Source organism: Streptomyces sp. STAM6 (genome assembly GCF_054963715.1).
In genome coordinates this window covers 228,049-243,417 of the sequence record NZ_JBUEFZ010000002.1, presented here as the reverse complement: position 1 = coordinate 243,417, position 15,369 = coordinate 228,049, and the positions used below count along the sequence as shown (strand labels likewise).

General features: G+C 71.6%; 11 protein-coding genes and 1 riboswitch. Of the genes, 6 read left to right on the top strand and 5 right to left on the bottom strand.

Annotated elements, in window-relative coordinates; all coding sequences use genetic code 11:
- The first annotated feature begins 6 nt into the window (after positions 1-6).
- Positions 7-5,181 (top strand): wHTH domain-containing protein, encoded by a 5,175-nt coding sequence (locus ACY34K_RS03540; protein ID WP_462743401.1) that lies wholly within the window; start codon positions 7-9, stop codon positions 5,179-5,181.
- A gap of 88 nt (positions 5,182-5,269) precedes the next feature.
- Complete coding sequence (locus ACY34K_RS03535) at positions 5,270-5,788, top strand: DoxX family protein (protein WP_462743398.1); 519 nt, start codon at positions 5,270-5,272, stop codon at positions 5,786-5,788.
- On the opposite strand, the gene ACY34K_RS03530 is transcribed toward ACY34K_RS03535, so the two are convergent.
- Positions 5,695-5,958 carry a hypothetical protein gene (locus ACY34K_RS03530; RefSeq protein WP_462743395.1) on the bottom strand — a complete coding sequence of 88 codons (264 nt, stop codon included), beginning with the start codon at positions 5,956-5,958 and terminating at the stop codon, positions 5,695-5,697. The two genes, ACY34K_RS03535 and ACY34K_RS03530, sit on opposite strands and share 94 nt — an antisense overlap.
- Complete coding sequence (locus tag ACY34K_RS03525) at positions 5,945-7,288, bottom strand: PspC domain-containing protein (RefSeq protein ID WP_462743392.1); 1,344 nt, start codon at positions 7,286-7,288, stop codon at positions 5,945-5,947. Before ACY34K_RS03525 ends, ACY34K_RS03530 begins: the two co-directional genes overlap by 14 nt.
- Positions 7,289-7,540: 252 nt before the next feature.
- On the opposite strand from ACY34K_RS03525, the gene ACY34K_RS03520 reads away from it, so the two are divergent.
- The 3 genes from ACY34K_RS03520 to ACY34K_RS03510 all read left to right on the top strand — a co-directional run bounded on the left by ACY34K_RS03520 (position 7,541) and on the right by ACY34K_RS03510 (position 10,719).
- Positions 7,541-8,812: a PspC domain-containing protein gene (locus ACY34K_RS03520; RefSeq protein WP_462743389.1), complete on the top strand. Its 1,272-nt coding sequence runs from the start codon at positions 7,541-7,543 to the stop codon at positions 8,810-8,812.
- Positions 8,809-9,489, top strand: coding sequence for a LuxR C-terminal-related transcriptional regulator (locus tag ACY34K_RS03515; RefSeq protein ID WP_462743386.1), 681 nt, complete (start codon positions 8,809-8,811; stop codon positions 9,487-9,489). The genes ACY34K_RS03520 and ACY34K_RS03515 overlap by 4 nt, the downstream gene beginning before the upstream one ends.
- Before the next feature lie 126 nt (positions 9,490-9,615).
- The gene (locus tag ACY34K_RS03510) at positions 9,616-10,719 is read left to right on the top strand and encodes an alpha/beta hydrolase (protein ID WP_462743383.1); all 1,104 of its coding nucleotides are present in this window, start codon (positions 9,616-9,618) and stop codon (positions 10,717-10,719) included.
- Positions 10,720-10,775: 56 nt separating this feature from the next.
- Here ACY34K_RS03510 and ACY34K_RS03505 read toward each other — a convergent pair whose 3' ends face one another.
- On the bottom strand, positions 10,776-11,819 hold the full coding sequence (locus ACY34K_RS03505) for a C40 family peptidase (RefSeq protein WP_462743380.1): 1,044 nt from the start codon (positions 11,817-11,819) through the stop codon (positions 10,776-10,778).
- Between the two features lie 293 nt (positions 11,820-12,112).
- On the opposite strand from ACY34K_RS03505, the gene ACY34K_RS03500 reads away from it, so the two are divergent.
- On the top strand, positions 12,113-12,466 hold the full coding sequence (locus tag ACY34K_RS03500; RefSeq protein WP_462743377.1) for a hypothetical protein: 354 nt from the start codon (positions 12,113-12,115) through the stop codon (positions 12,464-12,466).
- Between the two features lie 104 nt (positions 12,467-12,570).
- Here the strand turns inward: ACY34K_RS03500 and ACY34K_RS03495 are convergent, their stop codons facing one another.
- Positions 12,571-13,854: a glycosyltransferase gene (locus ACY34K_RS03495; protein ID WP_462743374.1), complete on the bottom strand. Its 1,284-nt coding sequence runs from the start codon at positions 13,852-13,854 to the stop codon at positions 12,571-12,573.
- A 40-nt stretch (positions 13,855-13,894) separates the two neighbouring features.
- Positions 13,895-15,061 carry a C40 family peptidase gene (locus ACY34K_RS03490; RefSeq protein ID WP_462743371.1) on the bottom strand — a complete coding sequence of 389 codons (1,167 nt, stop codon included), beginning with the start codon at positions 15,059-15,061 and terminating at the stop codon, positions 13,895-13,897.
- Positions 15,060-15,220, bottom strand: a riboswitch (cyclic di-AMP (ydaO/yuaA leader). Its footprint overlaps the gene before it by 2 nt.
- Between the last annotated feature and the right edge of the window lie 149 nt (positions 15,221-15,369).

The window sequence follows — 15,369 nt, the reverse complement described above, 5'->3', positions numbered from 1 at the left end:
CGGCGCATGGCGACGCACCGGGCACTGCTGCTGTTCGTCCCTGCCTACGAGGACCCGGTATGGACGGACCTCGACTACCTCCGCGAGGAATACCGAGATGTGGCCGCGGCGCTGGTCGACCAGCGCTACGAGGTCGACGAGTCGTCCAGTGGATGCGCCGCCTGGACGGCGAAGGAGCTCATCGACCGCGTCGAACGGTTCATCGACAGCGGCCGGCGGGGTGAGCACCTGATCGTCTTCCTCAGCGGTCACGGCTTCGAGTACGACGGGAAGCACTGGTTCGCGGGTGCGGATTCCACGCCCCCCGGAGAGCGCACCTCGTCCGTCCTCCAGCTCACGAACGTCGAGCTGGACGGGGGCTGGGGCGATCGCGTCCACCGCGGTGAGGCGGAGACGGTCCTCTTCGTCGTGGACGCGTGCCGGGACAGGCATCCCGCCGACGCGAAGGCGGCCGGGCCGCTGTTCGACGCCCCGGCCGGGACCGACAAGCTCGGCTATGTGATGGCCTGCGAGCCGGCGGAGAGAGCCGTGGCGGGAGGGAGCGGGGAAGCGCCGGGCGACCGCCGCAGTCTCTTCACCCAGGCGTTCCTGGAAGTACTGTCCGACGCCCGCGGCGAGATACGCGGCGACCGGATGCGCGACCTCCTGGCCGAGGTGATGGAGGACGTGCGCAATCGCCACCAGCCCCCTCTCCCGCCCCAGGTCCCGCGTGTCAGCAGCGGCCAGGCGATACGGACGTTCCCGCTGCTCCCGGCTCGTGAGTCGGCGGGCCGGCTGCGGATCCGGCGCATGCTGGACCATGAGGTGTGGCGCCGAGTGGACGACCCCGCCGAGGCCGAGGCCTTTCGCGACGAGGCGCGGATCGTCCTGGAGAACCTCAACGAGTGGTGGCAGCAGACCGACGCGGCCTTCCGGGACGATCCATGGCTCGACCCGGACGCTGACCAGCGTGCAGCCGACCAGCTGTCGCGATTGATCGCGGTACTTCCGCCGGAGGTGAGCTTCTCCCCGGCCGAGGCGGCCCTGCTCGCGGTGACCCCGGCCCTGCGCAACGGGTTCCGCGCCCGGCTGGTCTGGCGGGCCGATCCCGACCTGAGGGACAAGTGGGCGCAGTTCCCGGCATTGCAGCGCAGCGTGGACGCCACGGCCGGCCCGCACGCACGGCGGTACGACCGCGAGGTCGTGAAGGGGTGGGTGCTGCACCGGACGAAGGCGCGGCCCGGCGACGTCCGCCATTACCTGGCGGAGCTGCAGCCCTTCCTGGGCACCATGCTGGGAAACACGGACGAACTGACGGACCTGTGCACCTTCGGGCTCGTCTCGGGACTCTTCCAGGCCATGCAGCCGGGCGGGGGTGAGCTCGCCGACCCCTCCCCGGCTCCCTCGGGGCCCTCGGCGTGGGACATCCGTCCGGCGGTGCTCGGACCTCTGCTGTGCGCCGCTCAGATCATGGCGCTCGACCCGGTGGAGCTGCCGGTGGTCCTGGTCCAGCACATCGCCGGCCGGGACCGCATCAGCCTGGCCCATGTGCGGGGGGCCATCGAAAGGGCGACCTGGCGCATCCCGCGCCCCGGCGAAGGGCGCGTCGTGCTCCTGGAGGCCGAGTGCGGTCATCCCGCTCTCATGGCCGCCCTGCAGGAACAGGTCAGGGCGCTGGACGCCCTGCTCTGCGGCGACCTCGACCGGACCGACCTGCCCGGACTGCCCATGCGCGCTTCGGACCTGGAAGTGCGGCCCGAGTGGGATCCGGACACGAACGCACTGAAGTTCCACCCCGTCGTGACCCGTTTCGAACTGGACGGCGCGCGGGTGCGCGAACTCCTGGTCGGTGAACAGCTCTACCAGGAGAAGCACTTCGCGGTGCGGGAGCTGTACCAGAACGCGCTGGACGCCTGCCGGGTCCGTGATGCCCGGGAACAGTATCTGCACAAGATGGGACGCACGTCGCGGTGGGAAGGCCGCATCACCCTGGAGCAGGGGACCGAGGGCGGCCGGCAGTATCTGGAGTGCGTCGACACCGGGTCCGGCATGGATCGCCGCGAACTGCTGCACGCCTTCTCCGAAGGCGGCACGCGGCTCGCCGACCTCCCTTCCTTCCAGCGTGAGAAGGCCGCCTGGCTCCTGCGGGACATCACGTTCCAGGAGAACAGCCGGTTCGGGATCGGCGTCCTCAGCTACTTCATGCTGGCCGACGAAATCGAAGTGGTGACGAGGAAGTTCGACGAGAAGGGAAATCCGGGGGACCTGCTGAGAGTCAGCATCACGGGTCCGGACCACCTGTTCCAGGTGACCTCGCACACCGGAGAACCCGGCCTGTTCGACGGGGACACCTGCGGTACCAAGGTGCGCTGGTGGCTCCGTGCCGACCAGCGGGACTTCTCCTGCGTGCGGGCACTGCGCTCGGTGCTGGGTGTGGCGGAGTTCCCCACGCGCGCCGTGCACCGGGCGGACTCGGGAAAGCAGGACGAGGAGTTCTGGAGAAAGGGCGAGTACCAGAGTCGTCGCGACACGGGCGGCAACAAAGCCATCGAGGCCTCCGGAACCGTCGTGCACGATCCCGGCGGAGAGGTCTTCTGGTGCGAAGAAGGCGGAGCTCTGCTCGTGGACGGCATCGCGGTCGAGGGCCGCTGGTTCACGACGGACGAGCACACCGGCGAACGCCGGGCCGACAGCGTCATGGAGATTCCCGGCGCCGTCGTGAATCTCTCGAAGAAGGCCCTGAAGTCCAGCACGAGCCGTAAGAGGGCTCCTCGGCTGTCGGTCGACCGCCGTTACGTCATGGACGAAGTGGACGAGACCGTCTTCTCCCTCCTCGCGAAAAGGAAGGCGGCAGCCCGGCTGGTCGACAGTGACGTGCTGACGGAGCGATGGCTGAAGCGGGTGACGGACATCTCCCCGCGCATCGCCGACGCCGTGGTGAAGGGTCTCATCGCGCGCCGGGCCCGGCTGGAACACGAGACCGGGCCCATGGACATGGCGCACACGGGCTATTTCATCGAGGACCCGGCCTTCCGTACGGCCTGGCTTCGAGGTCCCGAGCGGACGACTCGCTGGGGGCGTCCGGCATCCGCCAGGAGCGCACTCCCGCCCGCGCACATCGCGCTGTGGCGCTACGCCGCTCACTTCCGGGAGGAGGTCGGGCGGGCGCTGGGCACACTCTGCCCGCCCGACTTCACGTCGGCCGAGCTGCGACCGGCGCTGCCCTCCGACGCGTGCCTGCTCGGATATGGATCGGGTCAATCACACCTCTATGAGACGAACGCGTCAATGGACTGGGATCCCGCGCCTCGCCTGGGCACCCAGCTGCACTACGGCCGCCTGCTCCACCTCACCCATGACAAGGTGACTCAACGACTCCAGGACCTGATGCTGGAGCCCATCGGGCCGGAGCGGAGCCCGGACGTTCCCCTGCCGTCCTTGCTCACGATGGTCAGCCGGGACGCGGACGGGACGGCACCGTGGTTGAGCCCCGGCGACCCGGTCAACGCTCTGCACGTGCTGCGCGCCATCGAAGGCACCTCGCTGACCGAGGCGAACGCCATCCGTCACCTTGATCACCTCGGTTTCGACGTCCGGCTCTGCGAGGTGCTCACCGAGACGGACTCGGCCGAGGGCCACCTGCTCCGGCGGCTCTACAGCCAGCAGTGCAATGGAACGGCGCCCTGGTTCGCCACGCCCTGGGACTCGACGGCGTGGGCCACGCATATCGTGCGGGCCGCGAAGAAGACGGGTCTGACTCCCGCGGAGATACGCGCGGTCTTCACCCGGCAGAACCACGTTCTTCCCACCCCCGCTGATCTGGAGCGGCAGCTGGAGTGGTCGGTCGGCCAGGGCGGCGAGGAGGACGCGCCCCTCGGGCTGCCGTTCGTCCACCGGGTGGCGGAGGAGAGAAGCTGCACGGCACGTGACGCGGTGCTGTGGCTGGAAGCGCACGGGCTCAGCGTCGTGGAGACCGCCGACGGCTACCAGGTGCCACCGCACGCCCATCTGCTGACCACGCCTCTCGAAGAGGGCCGGCTTGCCCCGGACGTCCCCGTCACCCTGCTGGATCTCCACCTGCTGGCTCAGAACTTCACCCTGACCCTCGGCCAGACCGCCGAGCGGCTGAGGGCGCTCGCGGTCGACGTGCCCTACCAGGAACTGCCCGACCGCCTGCGGCCACAGGATCTCGTCATGGTGACCCAGATCAACGGTTCCGACTACGGCCCGCGCCGCGGCCTGGACCCCAGATACCCGGTGCCCCTCGCTCATGTCGCCGTCTCTGCCGCCCGCTGCAGACTGTCGGTGGCCGAGGTCCATGAGCGGCTGCGGGAACTCGGCATGACGGTGGACGCCATTCCGGACCCGGAGCCGGAGTGGCTGCCTCTCCGCGACGAGACCGAGCTCGCGGGGCCCTGGATTCCCTACGGTCCCGGACCGGCACCCCTGGTCCCCGCCGCCCACGTGATGTGTCTGTCGATGGACATGATGTGGACCGTTCCGGAAACGGTGGAACGACTGACAGCCAGGGGGCTGCGGATCCCGGACGCCGCCGACGGCCTGCGGGAGCCCACTGCGCAGGACCGCACCCTGCTGGGTCGCGGAGCGGCCGCGCGAGGCCCCTGGATCTTCTCCGGCGGGACCGTGACCACGCGCCGGATCCTCGAGGTGGCCGACGTGGCCGGGATGCCCATCGGCGAGGTGCGGGACCATCTGTCGAACCTCGGCCTCGCTGTCTTCGGGAAGGACGGCACGCATGAGCGCGATGCCCTGAAGGAGGACGCGGACCTGCTCGACGCGGCGGCGGAGGCCCGCTGGCTCACCGACCTGCTGGCCGCCGGGCAGCCCCTGCCGGCCGCTCATGTGCTCGCCGTGGCTGATCTCCAGGGCTCCACGGTGCGTGAGATCGCCGACCGTCTGCTGGCCGCCGGCTGCGTCCTGCAGGACGTCGAGTACCCGGACGAGCGGCCGGAGGAAACAGATCTGCTGCTCCTCCGGGAGAACGGGTTCCGGAACGGTGACTGGGTGCTCCTCGACGAACGCGTCGGCCTGGAGCACCTCCTCGTCACCGCCCACCGTCTGCGCACCGACGTGCTCACCGTCGCCGGACGACTGGGGAACCTCGGCGTCCCGGTGCCGTCGCCCGACGAACTCGCCCGCCTGGTGCGGGAAACCTGGGCCCGGGTGCCGCGGAAGGATTGAGCGCCGAATGCCTCTCTCACGTACCCCTATCGGTGGGGGCCGAGGAGAATCGGTTCCGGGACAGCCGCGTGGAGAGGCAGGGCCGGCAATGACGCACACGTACCGGACGAGAGCGACGTACGGCACCGGCGACGGGCCCGACGGGTGGCGGGCCACCGCCGCCCGGTACGCCCTCCTGCCGCTCCGGGTCTTCCTCGGCGTCACGTTCATCTACGCGGGCCTCGACAAGATCACCGACCAGCAGTTCATGGCCGCGTCCGGCACCGGATCCATCGGTGACACCATGCGGTCCGTCCGGGACGGCTCCGCCGTGCCCTGGCTCGTGGACATCGCGCTGAAGAACCCCGAGGCGTTCGGATACGCCATCGCGTGCGGTGAGGTCGCCGTCGGGATCGGCACACTCGTCGGACTGTTCGCGCGGCTCGCCGCGCTGGGCGGGGCGCTGATCTCACTGAGCCTGTGGCTGACCGTGAGCTGGCAGTCCGACCCGTACTACTACGGCAACGACCTCGCCTACCTGATGGCCTGGCTGCCGCTGGTGCTCGCCGGGGCGCCGGTGCTCTCGATGGACGCCGCCCTGGCCGACCGGCGGCGCCGCACCCGGTAGCCGACGAAGCTCGCCACGCCCGCCAGGAGCAGGCCGACGAAGAGCAGCGGCACGACCGCGTACCAGGGTGTGTGCCAGGAGCCCGCGGCGTCGCCCGCGTACAGCGCGGCGATCGTCAGACCGGTGGCGCCGGCGATCAGCCGGCCCGGGCGGAACTCATGAAGCAGCACGGGTGACCTCCACCTGTCCGACCGAGACTTCCAGATCCAGCACGACCGTGCCCGCCGGTGCCGTGCCCGCCGGCGGCGGGATCGTCCGGGTCGCCCGGCGGTCCGGGGCGACGTCCACGTCGCCCGGAGGGTCGTCGGGCAGCCGCAGGTCGCCGATGCCGACGTCCGCGTGGACCTTCACCGTCACGTTCCGCGGGACGACGACCTCCAGCCGGCCGGCACCCACCTCCGCGGTGGTGCCGACGGCCGTCTTCGCCGGGACGGACAGCCGGGACAGATCGAGCGTGGCGTCCCCGGTGCTCAGCTCGTACCGGGGCCCCACCTCCGCGACGGTCGTGGGCGTCCACTCCGTACGCGCCCACTCCGTGCCGATCTGCTTCGGGACCAGCGAGGCCCCCGCCAGCAGGAGCGCCGTCACCACCGTCATGAAGACCGTGCCGAAGCCGGTCCGGCCCAGGAACGAACTGAGCGCCAGCCCGAGGGCGAACACCCCCAGCGCACAGGCCAGGCCGATCTGCAGGCACGTCCCCAGCGGTTGTGTCTCCCAGGCGACCCCGGTCCCGACGGCACCCGCCACCAGGGCCAGCAGGAAGACGAGGCCGCCGATGGAACGCGGCCCGCGTACGCCGCCCGGCACGGTCCGCCCCCGGGCGGGGCGCCCGGGCCGCGCGCCTCCCGCCACCGCCGCCGTACCCGCCACCGCCGTCGTGCCCGTCACCGAGCCGTCCTCGACCGCGTCCACCGGGCCCCACAGATAGCCGGTCGCGACCGGGCCGGTCGTGCCGTCCTTCACGATCGGGTCCCGCCACCACGACGGGGCGCCGGGCGGTGGCGGGGCCTTCGTCTCGGGCGGCGCCTCGGCCACCGCGTGCGCCGTCGCCGGGTCCGGCGGGGTCTCCGCGGCGACCGCCAGCCGGCGCCGCTGCGACCACACGGCGGCGCCGCTGACGGTGAGGATCAGCAGGACCGAGAAGGAGATCGTGCTGCCGTTGCCCAGCATGGACAGGAACAGGCCGCAGCCCACCAGGGCGACCAGTACGGCGGTGAGCGACGCCCCGTCCACCCGGCCCGACAGCAGCCTGCGCGCCTCGTTCTCGTCCTCGCCGTCGGCCGTGATCAGCAGCCACGCGAAGCCGTAGAAGACCAGGCCGAGGCCGCCCGTCACGGCGAGCACCCCCACCGCGACCCGGAAGATCACCGGGTCGAGGTCGAAGTGGCGGCCGAGCCCGCCGCACACCCCGGCCACCACCTTGTGCCGCGGCGTGCGCCGCAGCGGTGGGGGGACCGGTTCCTCGGACGGCTGCGGGGGAGCGGGCGTCGTGCTCGTCATACGACCATGGTGACGGGCCGTGAGCCGCCGCGGCACCCGCCCCGACCCTGGCCCTTCCCTGATATCGCCCCGCCCGGGCACGGCTTCGGCGGACGGCTCGGACCTGGCTGCGGCGGTGGCCGGACGGCTCGGACACGGCTGCGGCGGACGGCCCGGACAGACCGCGAGCGGCCGGCCGCCCCCACCGTTCTCAGGGTCGGTTCGGGGCCGACCCTGATGTCCGGCCCCCGCCCGCCGTGTGACCATCGGTCCATGCCAGTCGCCGCCCGTCTGCCCGACACCGAGGAACCACCCCTGCGCAAGCTCTACCGCAGTGCCGACGGACGGCTGCTGGGCGGTGTCGCGCGCGGTCTCGCCGGACACCTCGGGCTGCCCGTCATCTGGGTCCGTCTGGTCTTCTTCGGCCTGTTCGTCGCCGACGGCCTGGGAGTGCTGGTCTACGCCGTCTTCTGGGTCGTCGTCCCGCTGGGCGTCGGGGGCAGGGCCACCGAGCCGCGCTCGGTGTTCGAGACCACCCCCGACGGCCGGCGCCGGCTCCGCAAGCCCGACAAGGGCCAGGTCGTCGCGCTGATCGCGCTCGCCGTCGGCGCGCTCGTCTTCGTCACCAACGTCAACCTCGGCGGCGAGGCCAACCGGTACGTCTGGCCCGTCCTCCTCGTCGCCGTCGGCGTCGTCCTGGTCTGGCGGCAGGCCGACAACGCGCGCCGCGCCCGCTGGACCGAGTCCGGCGGCCGCAAGCGGATGTTCCAGCTGGCCCGGGGCCTGGCCGGGGTCGCCCTGGTCGGCATGGGCCTGACCGTCTTCATGGTGGTGCGCGGCTCGGCGGCCCAGCTCGGTACCGCCCTCACCGCCGCCATCGCCGTCCTCGCCGGCATGGCGCTGCTCGCCGGCCCCTGGCTGGTCCGTATGTCGCAGGATCTCTCCGAGGAGCGGACCATGCGCATCCGCGCGCAGGAGCGGGCCGAGGTCGCCGCCCATGTGCACGACTCCGTCCTGCACACCCTGACCCTGATACAGCGCCGGGCCGACGACCCCGGCGAGGTCCGCCGGCTCGCCCGCGCCCAGGAGCGGGAGCTGCGCAACTGGCTGTACAAGCCGGAAGGAACCGGCCAGGACGAGTCCGAGGAGCCGGCCACCCTCGCCGAGGCCGTCAAGAAGGCCGCCGCCGAGGTCGAGGACAAGCACGGCGTCCCGCTGGAGGTCGTGGTCGTCGGCGACTGCCCCCTCGACGAGAAACTGGCCGCACAGATGCAGGCCGCGCGCGAGGCGATGGTCAACGCCGCCAAGTACGGTGGCGAGGGCGGGGCGGTCCAGGTGTACGCGGAGGTGGAGGGCCGTACGGTCTTCGTGTCCGTACGGGACCGGGGGCCGGGCTTCGACCTCGACTCCGTCCCCGACGACCGCATGGGTGTACGAGAATCGATCATCGGCCGGATGCAGCGCAACGGCGGCACCGCGCGGCTGCGGTCGGTGCCCGGGGACGGCACCGAAGTGGAACTCGAGATGGAGAGGGCGGACGGATGACCGAGGAGACCACGGAGCGTCGCGTACGGGTCGTGCTCGTCGACGACCACCGGATGTTCCGCGCCGGGGTGCAGGCCGAGATCGGCCGCACCGAGACCACGGGCGTCGAGGTCGTCGGCGAGGCCGCCGACGTCGACCAGGCCGTCACTGTGATCACGGCGACCCGGCCCGAGGTCGTCCTGCTCGATGTGCATCTGCCCGGCGGCGGCGGCGTCGAGGTCCTGCGCCGCTGCGCGAGCCTGATGGGCACCGCCGAGAACCCCGTGCGGTTCCTGGCCCTGTCCGTGTCGGACGCCGCCGAGGACGTCATCGGCGTGATCCGGGGCGGAGCCCGTGGCTACGTCACGAAGACGATCACCGGCACCGACCTGGTCAACTCGATCTTCCGCGTCCAGGAGGGCGACGCCGTCTTCTCGCCCCGGCTGGCCGGCTTCGTGCTGGACGCCTTCGCCTCCACGGACGCGCCGCCCGTCGACGAGGACCTGGACCGGCTCACCCAGCGCGAGCGGGAGGTGCTGCGCCTGATCGCGCGCGGATACGCGTACAAGGAGATCGCCAAGCAGCTGTTCATCTCGGTGAAGACGGTCGAGTCGCACGTCTCGGCGGTGCTGCGGAAGCTGCAGCTCTCCAACCGGCACGAGCTGACCCGCTGGGCGACGGCCCGCCGGCTCGTCTGACCGCCTTCCCCAACGGTGGGACAGGACGGATGGTGTGAGATGTCACACGACCTCCTGTCATTTGTGATGCAACCGGTACACATGATCGGCAACCTGGGCGGCGGGCGAACCCTCTAACCCTCCGTGATGAGCTTGACGGGAACGCCCTTCTTCGTGACCACGATCGCACTGGCCGTGGTCGCCGTAATCCTGCCCCTCGCCCTGTGGAGCCGGGTCCGCGGACCTGCCCTGATCCGGGGCGCGGTCAGGCTGGTCATGCTCGGCTTCGCGCAGGTCACGGCGCTCCTCCTGGTCTTCGTCATGGTGAACAACAGCAACGCCCTCTACGACAACTGGAGCGATCTGCTGGGCACCACCGACCACGTCAAGGCCGCGCCCGACCTGGGTCGCGACGGCCTGGGCGGGGTGCGCCTCGCGGACCTGCCGAAGGTCCGGCAGAAGTTCCAGCCGGCCGACGACCCGGTCATGGGCCCGGGCGTGCAGGTCACCCGGGTGACCGGCCGGGTGTCCGGGGTGAACGCCGAGGTCTACGTGTGGCTGCCGCCGCAGTACGACGACCCGGCCTACAAGGACAAGAAGTTCCCCGTCGTCGAGGTCTTCTCCGGCTACCCCGGCTCGCCGAAGGCCTGGTTCGGCACGCTGAAGGTCCAGCAGCAGCTCGCGCCGATGATGGAGCGCGGCGAGGTCGCCCCGTTCATCATCGTCGCGCCGCGCACCACGCTGATCGACGCGGACACGGGCTGCGCCAACATCCCGGGCCGGATCAACGCCGACACCTGGCTGAGCGTGGACGTCCGCAAGATGGTCATCGACAATTTCCGGGCCTCCGACCGGGCCGACGGCTGGGCCGCGGCCGGTTACTCGGCCGGCGGTCACTGCGCCGCCAAGCTGGCGCTCGCCCACCCCGACCGCTACCGCGCCGGTGTGAGCCTGTCCGGCTACAACGACCCCGCCGCGGAGAAGACCTCCCTCGCCGCGAAGGACCCGGAGCTGCGCCGGGCCAACAACCCGCTGGAGATCCTGAAGTCCGCGCCGAAGCCGCCGCGCACCGCCCTGTACGTCTCGGGTGCCAACGGTGACGGCTACCAGTCCGGCCTGGCGCTGCGGAGCTTCGCCCAGCCGCCCACCACCGTGAAGGTGGTCGAGGTGGCGGGCGCCCACGACACGGGCGTGTGGAAGGAGCAGGTGCCGGACGTGTTCCGCTGGCTGACCCGCCACGTCAAGCCGTAGCGCACACCCCCGGACGACCGTCCAGGGAGCCGGACCGGGGACTTTCGAAACACGCCCTAGCCGACCCGGGTCGCGCCCGCCCAGGGCATCTCGTCGAGCGGCGCGATCCGGACGGGCGCGCCCGGGCGTGGCGCGTGGATCATCTTCCCGCCCCCGATGTAGAGCCCGACATGGCTGACGCCCGAGTAGAAGAACACCAGGTCGCCCGGGGCCAGTTCGGCCCGGGAGACCCGCTGCCCGGCGTTGATCTGGGTGTAGGTGGTGCGGGGCAGTGAGACCCCCGCGGAGCGCCACGCGGCCTGCGTGAGCCCCGAGCAGTCGTACGCCGAGGGCCCCGTCGCGCCCCATACGTACGGCTTGCCGAGCGCGCCGTAGGCGAAGGCAACGGCCTGCGCCGCCCGCGGGTTGGGAGCCTGGACCGCGCCACGCGGGGCGGCCCGGTCGGCGCGGGCGGGCGACGTCGTGCCCCCGGCGTCGTACCGGGCGCGCTGGGCGGCGGTGAGGCGGTCGAGCAGCCGCTCGGCGGACGCGATCTTCTGCTGGATCGTGGACTTGTGGCGGCCCAGCGCGGCCTGGTGGCCGGTCAGCTCGCGCAGCCGGCCGTCGGCCTCGCTGTGCAGCCGGCGCAGTTCGGTGAGCTGGCGCTGATAGCCGGCGATCACGGCGGCCTGCCGGTCCCCGGCCCGTTCGGCGAGGGCGGCGCCCTCGAGATAGCTGTCGGGGTCGGAGGAGAGGGCGAGCTGGAGGGCGGGGTCGAGGCCGCCGCCCCGGTACTGCGCGGTGGCCGCCGAGCCCAGGGCGTTGCGGGCGGTGTTGAGCCGGGCGGTCCTGCGGGCGGCCTCGTCGCGCAGCTCGTTCAGCGAGGCCCGGGCCGTGTCCGCCTTCTCCTTGGTGCCGTTGTACCGCTCGGTGGCTTCCTCGGCCTCCTGATAGAGCTTGTCGACCTGGGCCTTGACCTGGGCGGGGGTCAGCCGGGGCTCGGCGTGCCCGGAGCCTTCGAAGGCGGTGGCGGTCGCCGCCCCGGCCAGCGCCAGGGTGACGGCGGTGCGGCCGGCCGGTCCGCCGAGCGGGCGCTGCTTGGGCTTCCGGTGTGCTGCCACGAGGGCGGTCACTTCCCTTCCTGCCGGGCGGGGGCGGCGGGGTGGCCGACTGCCGTCCGGGGAGTCGGGGGACGGCGGTGGGGAGAGTCGGCCACCTGGGGGAGGACGCTAGGCGCGGGGGTCACGGGGAAGCGGGGGCATGACCGTAATTGGCCGCGATTGAGGTTTCACGCCCGAGTGAGAGGGGCAGCGCATGTTCGGAATCCCACGCTCCGGATCAGCTGTGACCGTTGCGGCGATTGAGGCAACCCTGCCCGGCGTCCGGTGGTATGGCCCCCGTTAGGCTCCGCCCCATGGACGTACTCATCAATGTCTTCGTCGCGCTGCACATCATCGGCATCGCCGCCCTCCTCGGCGGATTCCTGACCCAGATGAAGGCCATCGGCGCGGGCACGGCGCGGTTCGTCCCCGCGATGCTGCACGGCGCGCTGACCATGCTGGTCACCGGTGTGGTCCTGGTCGGCCTCAACCAGGCCGACGACCAGACCGTCAACAACCTCAAGATCGGCGTCAAGCTGGCGGTCCTGGTCGTGATCCTCGGCCTGGTCTACGTCAAGCGCGACGAGGAGCGGGTCGACAAGGCGGTGTTCGGCGCGGTCGGCGCCCTGACCGTCGCCAACATCTTCATCGCGACCCTCTGGACGTGACGCGGCCGCCCCGGCCCGACGCCCGGGCCGGGGCGGCCGACGGGGCCTGACGCCCGGCGGCCCCGCCGGGCTCGGCCGGACGCCGGGGCCGGGGCGGCCGGCTGTTACCCGGCCGCCCGCTCGATCAGGTCCGCCCCCCGCCGCAGCCCGTTCCGGCTGCGGATCGCCGCGCCGGTGGCGGCCAGCCGCTCGCGCAGCGCCGTGTCGGCGAGCAACCGCTCCAGCGTCCCGGTGAGTTCCCCGTCCGTGAAGCGGTACGTGTCCAGCCGTACGCCGAGCCCCAGCTCGTGCACGCGCTGCGCGTTGTCGTACTGGTCCCAGAACAGCGGCAGAAGGATCATCGGCTTGCCGAAGTGCAGCGACTCGGTCGTGGTGTTGTTGCCGCCGTGCGTGATCACCAGATCGACGTGCGGAAGGATCGACGTCTGCGGCAGGAACTCCGCGCCCCACATGTTCGGGGCCAGCTCGATCTCCTCGTGCAGCGGCCCCTTGGAGACGATGTAACGGTGCGGGGTGCGCGCCAGTACGCCGATGACGCGGCGCATCAGCTCCACGTCGGCCGAGCCCAGCGAACCCAGAGAGAAGTACACCAGCGCGCTGTCGCCGTCGCCGCTCGCCAGGGTCGGCGGCATCGTGAACGGCTCGTCCGTCTCCCGGACGCAGGAATCCAGGCGGTGCCAGGACGACGGCAGCGCACGCGGGTAGTCGACCGCCTCCGGGAACACGTACAGATTCGTCCCGGCCTCGTGGATGAACTCCAGGTCGGGCAGGGGCGGGGCTCCCCGGCCGACCACCCAGGCGTTGAACTCCTCCCACAGCGCCCGGTGCGTGCGGTCGTACTCCGCCCGGAAGTCCGCCCATCCCGCCGGGTCGCCGGCCGGATAGCCCGAGAAGGCGGGCGGGACGTCCGGGGTCCTGATCTCCAGCGGGTTGCAGGAGGTGATCCGGACGAACGGCCGGCCCGCGGTCAGCAGGGCCGGGAACGCCACCACGTTGTCCTCGACGATCACATCCGGCCGGACCCGCTCGACGATCGCCTCCAGCTGGGGCTCGCAGTACCGGGCACCGGCGATCAGCTCCTCCCACACCGGCCTGATCCAGCCGCCGAGCTGCTCCAACGTCGGCTTGCGGAACTCCGGCGCGGTCTCCCTGACGAAGTCCTTCCAGAACTGCCCGGCGTCCCGCTCGCCCTCCGCGGGAGGGGCGAGGTCGACGAGATCCTCCTCGAAGCCGAGCGGGCGGAGCTTTCCCCGCCAGGATGCCTCGGCGGCGAAGACGACCCGGTGTCCGCGCCGGCGCAGCACATCGGCGATCCCGACGCAGTTGTTGGTCGGTCCGTAAGCGCTCTCCGGCACGAACAGGACGGTGAGCCGTCGGCCGGTCGTCACTTCCCCCTCCACGCTTTCCCCCTCCGCGTGCGCGCGGTGGTCAGGCCGGGCGCACGCTGCCGTAGATCGGCATGTAGTAGATGGACTCCTCGCGGACGTTGGTGCCCGGCTTCGGCGCGTGAATCATCATGCCGTCGCCCTTGTAGATCCCGACGTGGCTGATGTCGTCGTAGAAGAACACCAGGTCACCGGGGCGCAGATCCTCGGTGGCGACCCGTGTGCCGACCTTCACCTGGTCCCACGTGGTGCGCGGCAGGTCGACACCGGCCGCCTTCCACGCCGCCTGCGTCAGTCCCGAGCAGTCGTACGAGCTGGGGCCGGTCGCGCCCCACACGTACGGCTTGCCGATCTGGGCCGCCGCGAAGGCGAGGACCTTGTCGGCCTTGGTGGCGGCAGCCGTCTCGTCCGCGGGCGGCGGGGCCTGCTCCTGCTGCTCCTGCTGCTCCTGTTCCTGCTGTTCCTGGCGCTCGCGTGCCGCCTCGGCCTCCGCCTCGGCCTTCGCCTTCTCCTCGGCCCGGCGGCGGGCCTCCTCCTCGCGCTCGCGCTCCAGCTCGGCGAGCCGGGCCTGCTCCTGCGCCGTCAGCTGCGACAGCAGCGCCCGCGCCTCGCCGAGCTTGCGCTGCACGGTCTGCTTGGTCGCCCGCAGCGAGGCCTGGGAGGCGGTCAGGTCCTCCAGGCTCTTGGAGGCCTCGACGCGCTTCTTCGCCGCCTCCGCCTGCTGTGTCTGGAACTCGGTGACCGTCTCGCGCTGCCGGTCCGTGAGCCGGTCCATCAGCTGCGTCTGGTCGACGAACGACTGCGGGCTGTCCGCGAACATGAGCGCGGCCGTCGGGCTCACCGCGCCCGAGCGGTACTGCGCCGCCGCGTAGGCGCCGAGCTCGCGGCGCGACTCGTTCAGGGCGTCCGTGCGCTTGGCGATGTCGTCGAGCATGCCGCCGACCTCGCGCCGCTGCTCCTCGGTGGCCTCCTTGGCCGTGTTGTACTGCTGCGTCGCCGTGCCGGCCTGCCGGTAGAGGTCGTCGACCTTTCTCTGGACCTCCTCGACGGTCGGCTTGCTGTTGGGGCGCGGTTCCGCGGGCGCCGCGGTGGCGCCCTGGGTGGAAAGCAGACTGACTCCGGCGATCGCGGCCGTCGTGACCCCGACGGCAGGGGAGTGGGAGCGGGTCGTGCGGCTGCGCGGCTTGCGATGCGACGCCAAGGCCGGCATCTCCTTCCGTGGACCGCCTACCGGGTTAGCTGTCGGGTTCGGGCGGTCGGAAGGTGCCCTACGGCCGTGCTGGTGCGGACCGATTCACCCCGGTTGTACATGGTGGGTCCCCGGTTCCGAACTTTCTTGCGGAAAGCGCGGATTCGGCGTGGGCGGCCCGGTTGGCGTGGTTCGCCGATGCGGGTACGGGCCGCTTGGGCGAGCACGCTAGCCAACCTGTGGTGGTGCTGTGAAGGATGATGTTCGATATGCCCGATACGTTTTCGTGACCTTCTCCGTGGGTCACCCGGAAACTCCTGTGGGTGACG